At 54.7% G+C, this 17,566-nt stretch carries 14 protein-coding genes and 1 pseudogene; 3 read left to right on the top strand and 12 right to left on the bottom strand.

The window, feature by feature from the left end; genetic code table 11:
• Window positions 1–4 precede the first annotated feature (4 nt).
• The 6 genes from ACVBDQ_RS11755 to ACVBDQ_RS11730 form a co-directional block, all read right to left on the bottom strand.
• On the bottom strand, window positions 5–1,303 hold the full coding sequence (locus ACVBDQ_RS11755) for an ABC transporter substrate-binding protein (protein WP_014196864.1): 1,299 nt from the start codon (window positions 1,301–1,303) through the stop codon (window positions 5–7).
• 324 nt (window positions 1,304–1,627) lie between these two features.
• Window positions 1,628–3,169, bottom strand: coding sequence for a response regulator transcription factor (locus tag ACVBDQ_RS11750; protein WP_446663238.1), 1,542 nt, complete (start codon window positions 3,167–3,169; stop codon window positions 1,628–1,630).
• Window positions 3,147–4,616: a sensor histidine kinase gene (locus tag ACVBDQ_RS11745; protein WP_138187842.1), complete on the bottom strand. Its 1,470-nt coding sequence runs from the start codon at window positions 4,614–4,616 to the stop codon at window positions 3,147–3,149. The genes ACVBDQ_RS11750 and ACVBDQ_RS11745 overlap by 23 nt, the downstream gene beginning before the upstream one ends.
• Window positions 4,617–4,778: 162 nt before the next feature.
• Window positions 4,779–5,792 (bottom strand): sugar-binding protein, encoded by a 1,014-nt coding sequence (locus tag ACVBDQ_RS11740; protein WP_014196867.1) that lies wholly within the window; start codon window positions 5,790–5,792, stop codon window positions 4,779–4,781.
• Window positions 5,793–6,011: 219 nt separating this feature from the next.
• The gene (locus ACVBDQ_RS11735; RefSeq protein WP_011232681.1) at window positions 6,012–6,890 is read right to left on the bottom strand and encodes an Rpn family recombination-promoting nuclease/putative transposase; all 879 of its coding nucleotides are present in this window, start codon (window positions 6,888–6,890) and stop codon (window positions 6,012–6,014) included.
• Window positions 6,891–7,103: 213 nt separating this feature from the next.
• The gene (locus ACVBDQ_RS11730) at window positions 7,104–8,447 is read right to left on the bottom strand and encodes a 6-phospho-beta-glucosidase (RefSeq protein ID WP_025039030.1); all 1,344 of its coding nucleotides are present in this window, start codon (window positions 8,445–8,447) and stop codon (window positions 7,104–7,106) included.
• Window positions 8,448–8,571: 124 nt separating this feature from the next.
• Between ACVBDQ_RS11730 and ACVBDQ_RS11725 the strand changes: the two genes are divergently transcribed.
• On the top strand, window positions 8,572–9,327 hold the full coding sequence (locus tag ACVBDQ_RS11725) for a MurR/RpiR family transcriptional regulator (RefSeq protein WP_025039029.1): 756 nt from the start codon (window positions 8,572–8,574) through the stop codon (window positions 9,325–9,327).
• A 43-nt stretch (window positions 9,328–9,370) separates the two neighbouring features.
• Here the strand turns inward: ACVBDQ_RS11725 and ACVBDQ_RS11720 are convergent.
• The 5 genes and pseudogenes from ACVBDQ_RS11720 to ACVBDQ_RS11700 all read right to left on the bottom strand — a co-directional run.
• A pseudogene (locus ACVBDQ_RS11720) lies at window positions 9,371–9,532 on the bottom strand (family 1 glycosylhydrolase); the annotation flags it as partial.
• A gap of 373 nt (window positions 9,533–9,905) precedes the next feature.
• On the bottom strand, window positions 9,906–11,273 hold the full coding sequence (locus ACVBDQ_RS11715) for an FAD-binding oxidoreductase (RefSeq protein ID WP_011232685.1): 1,368 nt from the start codon (window positions 11,271–11,273) through the stop codon (window positions 9,906–9,908).
• Between the two features lie 109 nt (window positions 11,274–11,382).
• The gene (locus tag ACVBDQ_RS11710; protein WP_021322690.1) at window positions 11,383–12,360 is read right to left on the bottom strand and encodes an alpha-ketoacid dehydrogenase subunit beta; all 978 of its coding nucleotides are present in this window, start codon (window positions 12,358–12,360) and stop codon (window positions 11,383–11,385) included.
• Entirely contained in the window at window positions 12,361–13,440 is a 1,080-nt protein-coding gene (pdhA, locus tag ACVBDQ_RS11705; RefSeq protein ID WP_021322689.1) for a pyruvate dehydrogenase (acetyl-transferring) E1 component subunit alpha, read from the bottom strand. It lies immediately after the preceding gene.
• A 100-nt stretch (window positions 13,441–13,540) separates the two neighbouring features.
• Window positions 13,541–14,848: a dihydrolipoamide acetyltransferase family protein gene (locus tag ACVBDQ_RS11700; RefSeq protein ID WP_021322688.1), complete on the bottom strand. Its 1,308-nt coding sequence runs from the start codon at window positions 14,846–14,848 to the stop codon at window positions 13,541–13,543.
• A gap of 654 nt (window positions 14,849–15,502) precedes the next feature.
• Here ACVBDQ_RS11700 and gloA2 point away from each other — a divergent pair.
• Both gloA2 and ACVBDQ_RS11690 read left to right on the top strand, forming a co-directional pair.
• Complete coding sequence (gene gloA2 / locus ACVBDQ_RS11695) at window positions 15,503–15,889, top strand: SMU1112c/YaeR family gloxylase I-like metalloprotein (protein ID WP_025038921.1); 387 nt, start codon at window positions 15,503–15,505, stop codon at window positions 15,887–15,889.
• Window positions 15,890–15,986: 97 nt separating this feature from the next.
• Entirely contained in the window at window positions 15,987–16,973 is a 987-nt protein-coding gene (locus ACVBDQ_RS11690; protein ID WP_033845277.1) for a Gfo/Idh/MocA family protein, read from the top strand.
• 95 nt (window positions 16,974–17,068) lie between these two features.
• On the opposite strand, the gene ACVBDQ_RS11685 is transcribed toward ACVBDQ_RS11690, so the two are convergent.
• Entirely contained in the window at window positions 17,069–17,506 is a 438-nt protein-coding gene (locus tag ACVBDQ_RS11685; RefSeq protein ID WP_014196879.1) for a DUF4275 family protein, read from the bottom strand.
• Window positions 17,507–17,566: the final 60 nt, after the last annotated feature.

Raw genomic sequence — 17,566 nt, 5'->3', positions numbered from 1 at the left:
CCGATTACTTCTTCAGTTCTGCGGCGGCCGATGCCAACGTGTCGATGAACGTCTTCACATCTTTTTGCGTCACGAAAATGTTGACGGCCTGATTGACCTTCGTGACAAACCCTTCCGGCGCTGCTGAACCGTGCGCTAAGCTCGGCGCCAGCTCCGCCGTCTTGAAGTCTTGCATCGTTTGTTTGCCGTATTCATCGTACTTGGACGGATCCGCGTCGATGCGGGCCGGGATGGAGCCTTTCAGCGGGTTAAACGCATCTTGCCCTTCCACCGAACCAAGCACCGATAAGAACTTCTTCACATCGTCCGGGTTTTTCACGCCTTTCGGCAGGCCGAACGTATCGGTAATGACCATAAACTTGCCTTCCGTATTCGGCACCGGCACATAACCGAAGTCTTGGTTCACCTTCAATTTCAAATCGTTGACAAAATAGCCCTTCACCCAGTCGCCCATCACGTACATGGCCGCCTTTCCTTCGGCGACGAGCTGGGCGGCGTCTTGCCAGTTGCGCGAGCTATGGTCTTCGTTAATATAGCCAAGCATTTTCTTAAACGTCTCAACGGCTTGTTTCACTTGTGGGTCGTTAAACGATAATTCTCCCGTCCAAAGTTTCTTGTAGTTTTCCGTTCCGAGCGTGCCAAGCAGCACGTTTTCAAACAGGTGCGTCGCTGCCCACGGCTCTTTGTCGCCTAAGGCGAGCGGCGTAATGCCCTTTGCTTTCAGCTTGTCGGCCACTTGGAAAAACTCGTCGAATGTTTTCGGCGGCTGAAGCCCGTTGTCGGCAAATACTTTTTTGTTGTACCAAAGCACGTTGCCGCGGTGAATGTTGACAGGCACGGAGTAAATGTTGCCGTCTTTGCTCACCATGTCAATCAACGCTTTCGGGAATTTGTCCATCCAGCCTTCTTTTTCATATAAATCGTTGAGCGGCTCCATTTTGCCGGCGGCCACCCAGCCTTCATTCAGCTCCGCTCCGCCGTGTACTTGGAACGTCGATGGCGGATCGTTTCCTTGCATGCGGCTCGCCAACACCGCCTTGGCGTTCGTTCCCGCCCCGCCGGCCACCGCCGCGTTTTCGACTTCAATATCCGGATATTTTTCTTGGAACAGTTTGATGAGCGCTTTTAAGCCGTCTTCCTCACCGGCTCCGGTCCACCAGCTGAAAATCTCGAGCTTCTCTCCCGCTTTTTGGCTGCCTTGTTTGGCGTCATCGGACGAAGAAGAGTTCGAGCTGCTGCAGCCCGACAGCGCCATACCGACGCCAAGCGCCAACGCCAGCCATGCGGATGCTTTCTTTCTCATGTTCCTCCCCCTTTTCCGTTTGTTTTTGAAACCCCTTTCAATGTTGAGTGTACCATGGGCCGCTTATCAATCGGCGGCTTGATTTCTTCACTTTTTTGCGTTTTTCTTCACTTTTTTGTTTTCCTTTCTCCTGTTGGGCAAACGGAAGGCTCGCTGGTACAGCTAACGGCCGGTTCGCTTCCATGGCGCGAAAAAAGCCCGTCTCCCCATCAGGGGGGCGGGCTTCGCTTCGGACGCCGGAAGAAGGGCGGAGCCTGCTTTGTCCGCGGGACTTACCTTTTGACTTGCCATGCACCTTCCTTGTTGGAGACAGCACTCCCCTTGTCAGCGCGCCTGTACTTTTTTCCGGTATTCGCTCGGCGACAGGCCGGTTTGCTTTTTAAAGACGCGGCTAAAATAGTTGGGGTCGTTGTAGCCGACTGAAAAACAAATTTCTTTTAAGCTTTGATCCGTCTCAGCCAGCGCTTCTTTCGCCCGTTCGATGCGCACGTTCGTCACGTAGTCGATAAAGGTGATGCCAAACTGCTCTTTGAACAGTTTGCTGAAGTAGTATGGGCTCATCCCGGCTTGTTCCGCCACCTCCTCAAGCGTCAGCGGCTCGGCATAATGGCGGTCAATGTACTCTTTCGCCTTGCCGATTTTGCCGTGAGCTTGCTGCTGGCGCCAAACCTCGAGATCAGCGGCGATGCGGTCCAGTTCATCAAGCGCCGCTCGCTTCAATTCTGCCGCCGACCGGCAGGAAGCAAAGGAAGCGAGCCGCTCATAACGAATGCCCAGCTCCGATAGAAGACGCCCGAGCCACACAAAGGTCTCTTCCGCTTTGCGGCCGGCGGCCGGCAGTGAATGAGAAGAGGCCCGTTCCTCTATATACGTCAGACAAATCATCCGGGCTTGCTCGATGTCGCCAAGGCGCAGCGCTTCAAACAGCTGTTTATCCCGTTCCGCTTCCCCGCCGGCGCGCGTCGCTTCCGCCGGCAGAAACCCCACTTGTGCTTTTTGCCGGTCGGCGTAATAATGAGCGGCCGACAGCGCCTCATAGTACGAGGAACGAAGTTGGTCAAGGCGGGAAAACGGGGAGCCGAGCCCGATATACAGCGCGGCGCCGTACCGGGCCGAAAACTGCCGCGCCAAATCGAGCGCCAATGCCTGGATGACGGGCTTCCAGGCTGGCTCGCCATCGTTTGGGCTGCGGAAAAACAAGACCGGCAGGCGCCGGTTCGCCATCCGCCCGATCCAATAGCGCGTTGGCGCCTTCCCGCTAAGCTGCTTGTCCAGCCATGATTTCCATTCGTCAGCCACCCCTGCATCCGGGAACTGAATGACGAGGAACATCCCCGACGCAATCGAAAACGGCAGCAGTTCCTTCCATCGCTCCCACTCATCAGCCGATACGTCTTCTGTCATGAGGACGGACAGCCATTCGCTTTCCACAAGCGTCTGCAACCGGCGAATCTGCTCCTCGAGCTGGCGGCTGCTCTCCTCGTGTCGCCGCTTGGCCGCCACTTCTTGGCTGACCCGTTCCAAAGCCGAAATGACCTCCTCCTTCCGGCTCGGTTTCAATAAATATTCCTTGACGCCAAACCGCATCGCTTGTTTCGCATAGTCGAACAAATCAAACGCCGACACAATAATGAACTCCAGATCGAGGCCGTCTTGGCGAATCGCTTCGATCGCTTGCAGCCCGTCAAGGCCGGGCATTTTGATGTCAATCAGCATGATATCCGGACGATAACGCTTGGCGATCTCGACCGCCTCGCGCCCGTTGGCGCCCTCGGCGACCACCTCGATATCCGGAAGGTGGTCGCTAATCATTTTGCAAAGCGCTCTTCGCTCCAACGCCTCATCATCGACGATCGCCACTTTCACCGTTCATCCCCCCTTGCCATCTTGGCAGCCATAACCGCACCGTCGTTCCTTTTCCTAGTGCAGACTCGATTTCGGCCACATCCATCACTCCGTAAAACAGCTGCAGTCGGCGAATGACATTGTGCAAGCCGATGCCGGTTGAATGGCCGCGCCCTTGCTCACGGCGCGCCGGCGGTTCTTCGCCGCGGATCAACGCCTCAAGCTCCGCTTTCACCTGCTCATCCATGCCAACGCCATTGTCGCGCACTTCCACAACGACCCGCCCGTTTTCGGCGAAAACGGAAACGGACAGCTCGGCTCCCTGCTCGTACGTCTCAATGCCATGGATGAACGCATTTTCAATCAGCGGCTGCAACGTGAGCGGCGGAATCGGTTGATCGAGGCAAGATGGTTCCGCCTCTAACGAAAACTTGATCCGATCAAAAAACCGCGTCTGCTGGATGAAGAAATATTCACGGGCGATGCGCACCTCATCGGCAAGCGTCACCGTCCGCTGCAAATCGCCCAAGTTGTAGCGCAAAATGGCCGCCACCGCTTCAATCAGCCGCGACGTTTGCTGGGCGTCCTCCAAGTACGCCATCTTCGCAACCGTGTTCAGCGTATTGAATAAAAAATGCGGATTGATTTGGCTTTGCAAGCTTTTGAGTTCCAGCTCCTTCACCAGCCGGTCGAGCTCAGCCTTTTGTTTCATCTCCGCAATCAGCTGCTTTAAATTGCGGCGCATATCATTAAACGTGATCGTCAACAATCGCAGTTCGTCATTCGTCGTCGGCTCCACATCCGGCCCGTCCAGCCGCCCGTCAGCGATGGATCGGGCAGCGCGCGAGAGAAGAATGATCGGCTTCGTTACGTGGCCGGAAAAGAACACCGCCAGCAAGGCGCCAAGCAACAACGTCGTGACAAACAATCCCATTCCCATATAGCGGAAATAGCGGTTGCGCCGCTCCACTTCATCGTACCGCCGTTGGTAGGCCGTCAGCTCATCGTCAATCAAGTTTAACGTTTCCTCTTGCAAAAAGGACGCAATGTTCATCGTTTCATGCAAGTGGGATGAGTACAAGCCAATATTTCCAGCTTGAAAATGATAGACCGTCAGCGCCGCCTCCTCCAGCAAACTTTCAATCATATGTTCATAGTTTTCCGCCGCCAGCCGGTCGGACAGCACTGGCAAGATGGCGCCGAGCTGCCGGCGGCGTTGCTGCAGCCAGCGGAACTCCCGCTCATAAGCGCGTGCATACCGTCCTTCTTTTTCCGAGACGTACGCATTGAGCTGTTCCATCATTCGGTTTGCCCGCTGCGACACCTCATTGAGCAACAACAATCGGCGCATCCGTTGATCATAATCGCTCATCATCTCTTCGCTCGTCTGATACAAAAGAAACACCGCTCCGTTCAGCAAAAGCAAAAAAACGGTAAAGCAAAGCAGCATCTTCGTCCGAATGTTCATCTCGATTCCACCCCGCTGTCACCGGCGCTTTGTTGCCTGCATCGTCCTGCCGCTTCAAGTCGAACGTGTTCGAACGTCAAGGACGGCCATCTCTCATGCTTTAGCGCTCGCCAACCCTTCTCCGCTTTCAGCCCCCTCCCTACGGAGGCCTGGCAGGCCCCTTCATGGCGTGTTGACCTCATAATTGCGCGCCGGGCGCAGCGGCAAGTCTTTTTTCCGAATGACTTTCGTCTCCGTATTCGTCACCACCGGCACGTCTTTCCCGGCGACGATCTCGGCCATCATTTTGACAGCCTTGTATCCCATTTCATACGGCTCCTGCACCACCGTCGCCGCAATCGTTCCTTTTTGCAAATAGCGGATCGTCTCCGGCAGCGTGTCAAAGCCAATAATATACGTCTTTTGCTCCCGATGAAACTGCTCGACCACCTTGGCAACGCCAATCGCATCAAGCGCGCTCGTGCCGTAAAACGCATTCACATCCGGGTGCTTTTTCAAAATCGTATACGCCTTTTCCGCGGCTTGCACACGCGTAATGTGCGACTCTTCGATGGCAACGATGCGGATTCCTTTTTCCTGTCTCACTGCATCCTCAAATCCGCGCACTCGCAGCTGTTGGTGCGCCGCCGTCAAACTGCCGGTAATAATCGCGACCGTCGCCTTGCCCTTTGTATCCTCAGCCAACGCCCGTCCCGCGAGAAAACCGGCATAATAATTATCCGTTCCCACATAGGCGACGCGTCGGCTCGTTGGAGCATCCGTATCGATCGTCACCACAGGAATATTCTTGTCCGTGATTTCGTTAATCACTGGGACAAATTCCGCTTCCGTCAACCCTTGGGTGATGATCCCATCGACTTTCGCTGCCGCGGCTTTTTTCAAAATGCGCAAATGCTCATCAATATTCGCCTGCCGCGGGCCGATATACTCGAGGTCAACCCCCAGTTCTTTCGCCGCCGCTTTCGCTCCTTTTTCCACGAGCCGCCAGTAATCATTATCGAGTTCCTCCGGCACAAGCACGAAATGATAGGCCTCTTTTGTTGTTTCCGGAACCCGTTCCTTTTCTGATTTCGGATACGCATACACGTTCCAAGCGCAATAGGCGGTGAAGGAAGCGCTTCCAATCAGCGCGGCGATGCCGCCCCCGTAAAACAGCCGTTTCCACCAATCGCGCATCTTGATCCCTCCTACCGCCATTGTACACGAACGTCGGGGCGCTAGCCTAGACAAAAGAAAATGGATGAATTGCATCTATATGAAATCCAAATAGGGGTCAGTCCGGCCGGCATCATTCGCCATACGGCGATGGCCATGCCCATCATCAAGTGCAGAGCGAGCAAAAAAACCCCGTTCCGAAACAAGCTCGCTGCATCGGAACGGGGTCTCTCCACTCGTTTATCCTTTCAACTTTTCCACTGCCTCAACCGACAGTCCAGTCAATTCACAAATCGTTGGCACATCATATCCTTTCCCTAGCATCCGTTTCGCGATGTCCATCTTGCCTTTTTCGATTCCTTTTTCGATTCCTTTTTCGATTCCCTTTTCCATCCCCCGTTGCTCATACGACACGATGAGATCCGTCACTTTTTTCGCTTCCTTCGCTCCCATTTGGTTCACCTCGTTTCGCAATTGGATTTCCTCTTGTTCGGACAGCGTCAAATACGTCTCGAAAAATCCAAACAACAGCCGCTGTTTCGCTTCGTCAAGCTCCAAGCGGACGAGCATGCGCAAAAATTCTCTTTTCACTGCCACTCTCTCACTTTCATTATACCCCATTTTGCTTAACAAGGCGGCCGCGACCGGGTTGTCGCGGCGAATGTACTCACGCCATGGCTGTTTGCGCAGTTCAACAGTAAGAAAGCGGAAATCGACAACGGTTAGGAACGGAAACTTGATGGTGAACGAGGACGGTTCATCGCGGTGTTCGTCATAGCTGAAGATGGCAATGGGAAGAATGCGACGGCGGTATTTTTGAAACAAACGGCTGACATAAATGAACATGCGCTCGGGAAACGTCGGCTGCGTGTAACTTTGGTGTTCGATATGGACGATGATCAGCCCATCTTCCCCTTTCAATTTTGTTTCCACCAATAGATCCACACGGTGCTTTTCGCCGGCCGCCACATCCGTAAACACCTCTTCGGACAAAAAGGAGACGTGGCGGAAGTCGACTTGTTCATACACGTGCGGAAAAAACAGAAGCAAAAACTCTTCAAAAAACGTCGACAGCAACTCCTTAAACAACCGGTCGTGATCGATTCGCGTTTCGGACACGGTCTCCCTCCTTGTGATATTTGAACTTTCTTTATTTTCTTCGCCGCGCCTTGGGCAAAATCCTGCCGAAAAGGCTGGTGAAAAGCATTGATTTTGTCTAAAATAAGGGGAATGTGAATGGGAAGAAAGCCCTTGTGTTGTGCGGCTTTTCACGATGAAATGACAAAGCCGCCCCGGCGACAGGCGGCTTTGTCAATCGCTTTTCCAAACGATTTAGTTTCCAGCTACTGTTTTGGCCTGTTTAAAAAACTGCGGCAAATGTTCTTTATGCGCTTCAAGCATTTCGTCCAACATTTGTTTGGCGATGGTGTCAGACGGGACAAGCGGGTTGATCGTCATGGCGACGAGCGCGGTTTGGTAGTCGCCGGTGACCGCGGCCTCGGCAGCGACGCGCTCGAACGACTTGATTTGCTGGACGAGCCCGCGCACCGCGACCGGCAAGTCGCCGACGGCGATCGGTTTCGGCCCATCTTTTGTGATGACGCAGTTGACCTCAACGGCTGATTCTGGTGGAATGCTGGCAATGGCGCCGTTGTTTCTCGTGTTGACCGGCTGAATGTCGCGCTTGTCGTTGTAGATGGAGCTGATCAAGCTGCAGGCGGCGTCGCTGTAGTACGCCCCGCCGCGCTGTTCGAGCTGCGGCGGCTTGATGGCCAAGTTCGGGTCTTTGTACAGCTCAAACAGCTCTTTTTCGAGCTGTTGGACGACTTCGGCGCGGGTTCCTTTCGTTTTCGCCGCTTCCAGTTCCTCGGCGAGCATTTTGTCTGTTTGGTAGTAATACCGGTGGTACGGGCATGGCAGCACTTTCAGCCCTTTTAGGAAATCCGGCTCCCAGCCAAGGTCGACGATATTTTTCATCGTCACACCGGAACGATCCGGATGGGCAAGGAGGTCGATCACCTTTTCCGTCACCCGGACGCCGTCCAGATAGACGTGCAAGCCAAACACCATATGGTTCAAGCCGGCAAAATCAATGTGCACGCGGTCGGCATCAACGCCAAGCAGCTTGGCGACGCCCATGCGCATGCCGATCGGCACGTTGCACAAACCGACGACTTTTTCCTGCTTCGTGTAGCGCAAGACGGCTTCCGTCACCATTCCAGCCGGGTTTGTGAAGTTGATCAGCCATGCATCGGGGCAAAGCTCTTCCATATCGCGAATGATGTCCAAAATGACCGGAATGGTGCGCAGCCCTTTAAACAATCCACCCGGACCGTTTGTCTCTTGGCCGATCACCCCGTATTGGAGCGGGATGCGCTCGTCTTTCGCCCGCGCCTCAAGACCGCCGACGCGAAACTGCGTCGTGACAAAATCAGCTCCTTCTAGCGCCCGACGGCGATCCAAAGTCAAATGAATCTCGATCGGCACACCGGCTTTTTCGACCATCCGTTTGGCAAGGGCGCCGACGATTTCGAGTTTTTCTTTGCCTTCCGGAATATCGACAAGCCACAGTTCCCCGACCGGCAATTCATGATAACGCTTGATCAACCCTTCGACCAATTCCGGCGTGTAGCTTGACCCGCCGCCGATCGTCGCCATTTTCAATCGTTTCCCCATACTCCTCTTCCCCTTTCGCCCAGTTGGGCATGGTATAATCAATGTAGGAATCAACCAGTGGGCTTGAAAGCGCCATCCTTTTCCGGCTATCGCATGTTCTGTCCCATGAAAGCGAGGTATCCCGATGTTCACTCCCGAACAAATCGCTCAGTTCTCCGAACTCGACTACGCCATTTACGACTATGTGATGAAACATCCGCATGAAGTCGCGTACATGCGCATCCGCGAGCTCGCCGAAGCCGTCCATGTCTCGCCGCCGACTGTGCTCCGCTTTTGCAAAAAGGTCGGCTGCGAAGGGTTCAGTGAATTTAAAACGAAATGGAAGCTGTATTTACGCGAGACAAAGCGAACCGCGATCATCAGCAGTCAAGAGGTGCTTAAGGAATTTTTCGAACGGACGCTGACGACCGATTACGAGCGGACCATTCTGGATGCGGCAGCTGTGATCGCCCGGGCGGATCACGTCATTTTCGTCGGATCGGGCAGCTCGGGCATTTTGGCCGAATACGGCTCGCGTTATTTTTCCGCGTTTCAAAAGTTTTCCGTCTACATCAAGGATCCGTTTTTTCCGATTTACGGCCATTATTTCCACAACTGCGCCGTGATCGCCTTGTCGGTGTCGGGAGAGACGTCCTATACGCTCGCCCAAGTGCACCGCTTCAAGGAAAACGGCAGCACGATCATCAGCATCACCAACCGGAAACATTGCACACTCGCGAACATCTCGGACTACAACTTGACATACTATACCACGCCGGAGCGGATCGGACAGACGGATGTCACCACTCAGCTTCCGGTCGTCTACTTGCTTGAGCGGCTGGCGAAGGAAATGTATCGGCTGCTGCCGGCGCAAACTGACCGCGGGCCGAGCGGGCGGTGACAAGGCTACAGCTCGGCACCGTTCGTCTCAATCACACGCTGATACCATTTGTTCCCTTAAACGTTCGGCCCGGCTGTTTGGCAAACACATCCCATACCGATAATCCTTTTCCATCTTCGTTCCACGCCCCTTCGACTTGATACGCAGCTGATGCTGCGCCCCATAAAAACCCGGGCGGAAACGGTTTCAGATGGCGATGCTCCATTCAGATCGTCTCCTTTCTCGCAACAACGTCGATGAATCATTCTATCACCAATAAACCGTGTTTGGCGAAAAAAGTAAAGGGCGCGGCGGCTTTTTGTAACGAGACGAACGTGAAAAACAATTGTTTCTTCGGAGTAACAAACTGTTACAAAAAGGATAAGAAAAGCAAGCGCGCAGTATGCAAAAAGCAACCGTGAGGACGTTTCATGAAATGCGAGCAACGGCACTCTCCATCCTTGTAGAGAAACACAAGAAGAAAAAGGTGCTCCGTTCCATTGAGAGCACCCTTTTCCCCATAAAGGCCCGTCTTCAGCCCATTTATGTTTGGGAGAAATATTCAACCTAATCCATCGAGCCGCCATACAGATGAAGCGTTACGGCAAAAAGATTTTTCCCGGATTGAGAATGCCGTTCGGGTCAAACAGCTGTTTCAACCGTTTCATCCAAAGCACGGCGTCTCCTTTTTCTTCACGCAAAAACGCCCGTTTGCCAATGCCGATGCCGTGCTCTCCCGTGCACGTGCCGCCGCGCGATAAGGCATAGCGGACGATATGGGCGTGCACGCGTTCGATCCGCGCCATCTCATCCGCATCGTTCGGGTCAAAGGCAAGCACCGTATGGTAATTGCCGTCGCCGACATGGCCGAAAATCGCGGCGGTCATGTTCTGCTCGTTGACAAGCCGGCGCGTATCGGCGATCGCCCCCGGCAGCTCGGACAGCGGCACGCACACATCAGTTGAGAGCATCGCCTTGCCTGGATAGGCGGCTTGAATGGCGAACGCCGCATGGTGGCGCGCTTCCCAAAGCTTCGCGCGGGCGAGCGAGTCGGTCTCGACCACAAACGAAACGGCGCCCTCCCCTTCGCACAATTCGTTGACAAGCTTTGTTCCGTCCTCGACGCTTGACGGGCTGCCGCTCAGTTCAATAAACAGCGTCGGTTTCACTGGATAATCGGTTTTTTTGTACGCATTGACCGCCGCGATCGTCGCCTCGTCAACGAGCTCGATTTTCCCCGGACCGACGCCCGCTTTCAGCACGGCAAACGCCGCTTGCGCTGCCGCCTCAAGCGACGGAAAGCACACTTTGATGGCCGTTGTCGCCTCCGGAATGCCATGCAGGCGGACAATAAGACGGGTGAACACGCCAAGCGTCCCTTCCGATCCAACGAACAAGCCGGTCAAGTCATAGCCGGCCGACGATTTCACCGCCAAGCTGCCCGTTTGCATGACCGAACCGTCAGCGAGCACCACCTCTAATCCGAGCACTTGATCGCGCATGACGCCGTATTTCACGCAGTTCGTGCCGCTCGCGTTCGTCGCCGCCATGCCGCCGATCGTCGCGTCCGCACCCGGATCGACCGGGAAAAACAACCCATATCGCTTCAGCGCCTCATTCAGTTGCAACCGCGTCACTCCCGGCTCGACGATGGCGAGAAAATCGTCCGGGCGAATGTCGATGATGTTGTTCATCAACGTCAAATCCAAACTGATGCCGCCCGCAACTGGAATGACATGCCCTTCCAAGCTCGTGCCGGCGCCAAACGGCGTCACAGGGATGCGGTGCTCGTTGGCAAACGCCATCACCCGGCTCACTTCCTCCGCCGTTTTCGGAAACACGACGACATCTGGCGCATGCGGCGCATGGTAGGCGATGCCTTTGCTGTGGTGTTCGAGCACCGTTTCATTGATGCTCACCCGCTCGCGGTCGCCGATCAATTCAAGCAGTGATTCGTATACGTTCATCGTTCTCCTCCTCACCCGATCGGATCAAGCGGCGCCACCCATCGATGCGCCGCCTTTTCTCTTGACGCACTCTGATGGTGGATCGATCGACCCGGATGGCATGGTTCGTTTAGTAACGGAGCAACGTTTCAATTCCTTCCGCAATCCGCTCGGCGTTCGGCAGCCAATCATCCTCCACCGACGGCACCGGATACGGCGTGTCGTAGCCGGCGATACGCACGATTGGAGCTGATAGAGAAAACAGCGCCCGTTCGCTGATCAAGGCCGCCACTTCCGCGCCAAACCCGCCTGTTTTCACCGCTTCATGGACGATCATCACCCGTCCTGTTTTTTCCACCGAAGTGATGATGGTGTCGATATCAAGCGGCTGCAGGCAGCGCAGATCGATCACTTCCGCGTCAATCCCTTTCGTCCGCATCTCATCGGCCAGTTTGGCGACAAGCGGTACGGTCGGCCCCCACGTGAGGATCGTCACATCTTCTCCTTCTTTGACGACCCGCGCTTGGCCGAGCGGAATCGTGTACGGTTCTTCCGGCACCTCCATCCGAAACGCCCGGTACAGCTTCATCGGCTCCAAAAACAAAACCGGGTCTTCATCGCGAATGGCGGAAATCAATAGCCCTTTCGCATCGTAAGGATTGGACGGCATGACCACTTTTAAGCCTGGGGAATGGGCAAACAGCGCCTCGAGCGCATCCGAATGCAATTCGGGCGTCCGCACCCCGCCGCCGTACGGGCTGCGCACAACGATGGGGCACGAAAACCTCCCGGCGGAGCGGAAGCGGATGCGCGCCGCCTGGGCCGCCAGCTGGTCCATCGCCTGGTACACAAACCCGAGAAACTGAATTTCGGCAATCGGCCGCATGCCATTGATCGCCAAACCGATTGACGTGCCGATAATGCCCGATTCCGCAAGCGGCGTATCAAACACACGCCCCTCGCCAAATTGCTCAAGCAGCCCGTCCGTCGCCCGGAAAACGCCGCCGTTTTCGCCGACATCCTCGCCAAGCACGATGATGCGCGAATCGCGCTCCATCTCCTGGCGCATCGCTTCATTGATCGCTTCAATCATCGTCAGCTCGGCCATTTATCTCACCCCGCTCCGTTGTTTGCGCCGCATCACTTCTTCTTTTTGCTCGGCAAGCAATGTTGGCGCTTCGCTGTACACGTAATCGAATACATCGACAATCGAACCGGACTTGCTGGCGATGGCCGCCTCGTACGCCGCCGTCACTTCGTCATTCACTTGGGCGACAAGTGCTTCTTCTTGCGCTTCCGTCCATAATCCGCGCCGTTTAAGCAGCACGCGCAGACGGTAAAGCGGATCTTTCGTCCGCCATGCTTCCACCTCTTCCGGCCGGCGGTATTTCGTCGGGTCGTCCGCCGTCGTGTGCGGCCCAAGCCGATAGGTGAGCGCCTCGATCAACATAGGACCCTCGCCGCGGCGGGCGGCTTCGACCGCCTGTTTCATCGTTTCATAAACCGCCAGCACATCGTTGCCGTCAACGAGCACCCCTTTCATTCCGTAAGCGAGCGCTTTTTGCGCGATCGTCCGGCTTGCCGTCTGTTTCCGGTACGGGACGCTAATGGCGTACTGGTTGTTTTGGCAGAAAAAGATGACCGGCACGTTGTACACCGCGGCAAAATTCATCGCTTCATGAAAATCGCCCTCTGACGTCGCGCCATCGCCAAAATACGCAACCGATACTTGCGATTCGCCTTTCAATTTCGACGCCCACGCGCAGCCGACCGCATGCAACGTCTGCGCCGCGATAATGATTTGCGTTGGGAAAATGTTCAATCCTTCCGGCATCCGCTTTCCCGACAGGCGGCCCTGCACATAATGGAAAAACTGCTCAAGCGGCATGCCGTGCATCAAGCAGACCGCCACTTCGCGGTAGCTCGGGAAAATCCAGTCGTCTTTTCGAAGCGCAAGGGCGCTGCCGATTTGCGCCGCCTCTTGACCGCTAAACGGGGCATACGTCCCGATCCGCCCTTGCCGCTGCATGCGCAAAAGCCGCTCATCAATGACGCGCGCCCGCCGCATTTCCCGGTAGGCACGAAGCAGCCACTCATCGGAAAACGCCGCTAACTTCTCCTCATCGCCATTTCCGTTTTCATCGAGAATTCGCACGATCTCGACCGGCAATTTGTCCGGGTCAAACATGGGCTTCCCTCCTCATCATTTTTTCATCACGGCCCAGCTGCTTCTCTTTGGCGCTCGCTCTCTTCCAGCACGAAGACATGTCCTCCTAACCGAGCGCCGCCTACCGCACGTCCAAGAGCAACACTTCCGGATTTTCCAAATAGTGCGCCACCGTCCGCATAAACCGCCCGGCCGGCTCGCCGTCAATGACGCGGTGGTCAAAGGTGAGCGACATCCCCATCATATCGCGGATGACGATTTCATCGCCGACGACAACCGGGCGCCGTTTGATCGCATGAGCCCCGAAAATCGCCACTTCCGGATAGTTGATGATCGGCGTCGCAAACCAGCCCCCGCCCGCCCCGGTGCTCGTGATCGTAAACGTGCTTCCTTGCAGCTCCTCAAGGCGAAGCGCCTGGCGGTGCGCTTTTTCTGACAGTTCCGCGATTTCGATGGCGAGCTCGCGGATCGATTTTTGATCGGCGTCACGGATGACGGGGACGACGAGACCGGCTTTCGTCGCCGTCGCGATGCCGATGTGATAGCGCTTTTTCAAGACGATTTCATTCGTCTCTTCATCGAGCGAAGCGTTAAACATCGGATATTGCTTCAGCGCCCTTGTCACCGCTTTAATAATAAACGGCAAATACGTCAGTTTGATACGTTCTTCCGCCAATTGATTGGCAAGGTGCTTGCGGATTTCCACCAACTTCGTGACGTCCACCTCGTCCATGCCGGTCACATGCGGCGCCGTGTACATCGATTTCACCATTTTTTCGGCGATTTTTTTGCGCAAGCCTCGAAGCGGGATTCGCTCTTCTTCTTCAAACACCGCATCCAAACTCGCGATGGATGTCCATGAGGCTATACTCTCCTGCCGTCCTCCGGCCGCACTCGCGCTGCCGGTCGGCAGAACGCCGGCTTCGTTCGCTTCCCTTCTTGCCGCCTCCGCCACCGAAGCGGCCGCCTCGCGCTCCCTGACATACCGCTCCAAATCGGCGAGCGTCACCCGACCGCCTTCGCCCGTTCCTTCCACTTCATCGATCGGAACACCCATCTCCCGCGCCCGCTTGCGCACAGACGGCGCGGCAATCGCCCGTTTGCGCGCAGGACGAGGCGTTTCTCCATGCAGAACAGGCACGGGCTCCCGAACCGAATCTTCGATGGGCGCGGCTTCCCCCGCGACCGACGCCTCGGTTTCCACGACAATCAACGGCTCTCCAACCTTCACCGTCGCCCCTTCCGGTCCGGCAAGCGCCACGACTTTGCCAGCGACCGGCGTCGTCATTTCGACCATCGCCTTATCGGTTTGAATTTCGGCAATCGGCTGATCCGCCTTGACCACATCCCCTTCCCGGACAAGCCAGCGAATGATTTCCGCTTCATGCAGCCCTTCACCGATGTCGGGCAATTTAAATTCATAGATCATGTGATATCCCCTTCCCCTTGTTCTCATGTTGTGATTGGAAACAAAAACAATGGTGCAGCATCGATGGTGTGGCGATCATGAGGCAGTACAACGGTTAAGCGCTTACAAAAAACGTGGTGAACATTCGCTTTTTCTGCCAAAATATCAAATGAATATTTCAAATTTTCTAACCTACAAGATTTATGATAGTATATAGATTGTCAGGCTGTCAATATAAGGAGAGCGGACATTTTTCGCCTGCTTCGACAATCATCGACAGGCGTTTCCATTATCGCAAAATAATAACTGTCGGTTCGATTCGCCCCAAGCATCGAAAGCTGGTAAAAACGATGCAGGTTTCATCGGTGGGAGGCCACTTTTTAACGACATCCTAGAGGGCTGGTGAAAAACGACCGATTTCGCCGAACCCGTTGCTTTCGGCTGAAAGAGAAGCGTTGATTTTACAGGATTTCTCAATTTGAGAAGAGATTCCGTTTTCCGCGACTTTTCACTAAATCACCAGCCTTCTAGAAGGCCAATGAAAAATGGCTGTCACGCGCAAATCAGCGGCATTTTTTAAAAAAAGTTGGTTCTACAAGGTTTCTCTAATTGAAAAACGGATAAGTTCAACGGTATTTTGCAATACATCACCCGTCTTATATAGGAGGAGTCGACATGCGTCTTGCCACGATTCACCATATCGCCATTATTTGCTCGGACTATGAGCGGTCGAAACGATTTTACACTGAAATTCTCGGATTTCGCCCCATCCGTGAGCAATACCGCGCCGAGCGCCGCTCGTACAAACTCGATTTAGAAGCGGACGGCGGCATTCAGATTGAGTTATTCTCCTTCGAACACCCGCCAAAGCGCCCAAGTTGCCCAGAAGCGTGCGGACTGCGCCATCTTGCTTTGGCGGTGGACAACCTCGATGAAGCCATTGCCTACTTGCGCCAACATGGCATCGATGCCGAACCCGTCCGCGTTGATGAAGCGACCGGAAAACGGTTCACCTTCTTCCAAGACCCGGACGCGCTGCCGATCGAGCTGTATGAAAACTAGAGAGAAAAGCGCACTTGCTCAATGACGATGACAAAACGAAGCCCCTCCGTTAATTTATGGTACAATGAGGGTCGATACGATCAAGGAGGGAAACAATATGGTGCGATTCGCGACAATCGGCACAAACTGGATCACCGAAGCGTTTATTGGCGCCGCGCAGCTCGTCGATTCCATTGAACTCGCCGCCGTCTACTCGCGGACGGAGGAAACAGCGAAGCGTTTTGCCGAGAAAGTCGGAGCGCCGCGCACGTTCACTGATTTACACGAACTGGCGAGCAGCCCTGACATTGATGCGGTCTACATCGCGAGCCCGAACGCACTTCATGCCGAGCAGGCGATCTTGCTCATGAACCACGGCAAACACGTCTTATGCGAAAAACCGCTCGCCTCGAACGCCAAAGAAGTAAAGGCGATGATCGAAGCGGCCGAGCGAAACGGCGTCGTGTTGATGGAAGCGATGAAAGCGACACTGCTCCCCACATTCCGGTCCATCCGCGAGCACTTGCCGAAACTCGGCCGCATCCGCCGTTATGTGGCGAGCTACTGCCAATATTCATCGCGCTATGACGCCTATAAGCAAGGAACGGTGCTCAACGCCTTCAATCCGGCTTTTTCGAACGGAGCATTGATGGATATCGGCGTCTACTGCCTGTACCCGATGGTGGTGCTGTTTGGCAAGCCGAAGAGCCTCAAAGCACAAAGCCTCAAGCTTGAATCGGGGGTAGACGGCGAAGGAACAATCGTCTTCGACTACGGGGGGATGGATGGGATCGTCTTTTATTCGAAAATCGCCAATTCCTACTTGCCGGCGGAAATCCAAGGAGAAGAAGGAAGTATGATCATTGACGCCATCCATACGCCGACCAAAGCGGAAATCCGCTACCGCGACGGGCGCGTCGAGGACATCACCGTCCCGCAAGACAAACCGCCGATGTATTACGAGGCGGAAGAGTTTATCCGTCTCATCGAAAGCGGGGAACGGGAGTCGTCCATCAACTCACACCGCCATTCGCTTTGGACGATGGAAATCATGGACGAAGCGCGAAAACAAACCGGCATCGTGTTCCCGGCCGACGAGCGATAATAAAAAGGTTCCAACCTAGTCTTCCTGGGGCTCGGTTGGAACTCTTTTTCTTTCTGTCTCATTGGATTTCCTTGGCCGCCGATAAGCCATGGCTGTTACCTTCTGCTAAAATACGGGCCAAGCCATCCGCTTTCATGCGTCATGACAAACGTCCAGTTGAACTCGCTGTCCACCACATATAGATCGATTTTGTCGTTTTCCGCTGCCAGATCGGCGGCTTTCAATCCGGACGCATCCTCCACGGTGAACGCATCGTCGCCATGTTGAAAGAAAAGATAGCAGCACGTTTTCTCTTCTTGATCAAACGCCATTTCCGCTTCTTCTCCTGTGAAACAGCCTCTCATCCCATAGCTGAACACATGCCATAAGTAGCCGTTGACTCCATTCCGATTATGAAGGTGGATGTGTTGTTTTTCTTCCACAGTCAAATGGCCGGCAAACACCTTTTCCCACTGTTGTCGCCATTGCGCTCCGAAACCGGACTGTTTGCGGATTTTGATGTTTCGGCGAGCTAACTGATGAAATAACTCCATTTCGTTTCTCCCCCAGTGACCTGACGTGGCACCGCCTTCATCGATGTGCTCATTTCGTCT

The organism is Geobacillus sp. CCR (assembly GCF_052906625.1).
Note: the sequence above shows the minus strand (reverse complement) of the source record. Positions and strands in the feature narration are given on the sequence as shown.

Coding starts and splice junctions, on each gene's coding strand:
- ACVBDQ_RS11755 (WP_014196864.1), bottom strand. CDS start 1,303: ATGAGAAAGAAAGCATCCGCATGGCTGGCGTTGGCGCTTGGCGTCGGT.
- ACVBDQ_RS11745 (WP_138187842.1), bottom strand. CDS start 4,616: ATGAACATTCGGACGAAGATGCTGCTTTGCTTTACCGTTTTTTTGCTT.
- ACVBDQ_RS11740 (WP_014196867.1), bottom strand. CDS start 5,792: ATGCGCGATTGGTGGAAACGGCTGTTTTACGGGGGCGGCATCGCCGCG.
- ACVBDQ_RS11730 (WP_025039030.1), bottom strand. CDS start 8,447: ATGGGGAAACGATTGAAAATGGCGACGATCGGCGGCGGGTCAAGCTAC.
- ACVBDQ_RS11725 (WP_025039029.1), top strand. CDS start 8,572: ATGTTCACTCCCGAACAAATCGCTCAGTTCTCCGAACTCGACTACGCC.
- ACVBDQ_RS11715 (WP_011232685.1), bottom strand. CDS start 11,273: ATGAACGTATACGAATCACTGCTTGAATTGATCGGCGACCGCGAGCGG.
- ACVBDQ_RS11710 (WP_021322690.1), bottom strand. CDS start 12,360: ATGGCCGAGCTGACGATGATTGAAGCGATCAATGAAGCGATGCGCCAG.
- pdhA (WP_021322689.1), bottom strand. CDS start 13,440: ATGTTTGACCCGGACAAATTGCCGGTCGAGATCGTGCGAATTCTCGAT.
- ACVBDQ_RS11700 (WP_021322688.1), bottom strand. CDS start 14,848: ATGATCTATGAATTTAAATTGCCCGACATCGGTGAAGGGCTGCATGAA.
- gloA2 (WP_025038921.1), top strand. CDS start 15,503: ATGCGTCTTGCCACGATTCACCATATCGCCATTATTTGCTCGGACTAT.
- ACVBDQ_RS11690 (WP_033845277.1), top strand. CDS start 15,987: ATGGTGCGATTCGCGACAATCGGCACAAACTGGATCACCGAAGCGTTT.
- ACVBDQ_RS11685 (WP_014196879.1), bottom strand. CDS start 17,506: ATGGAGTTATTTCATCAGTTAGCTCGCCGAAACATCAAAATCCGCAAA.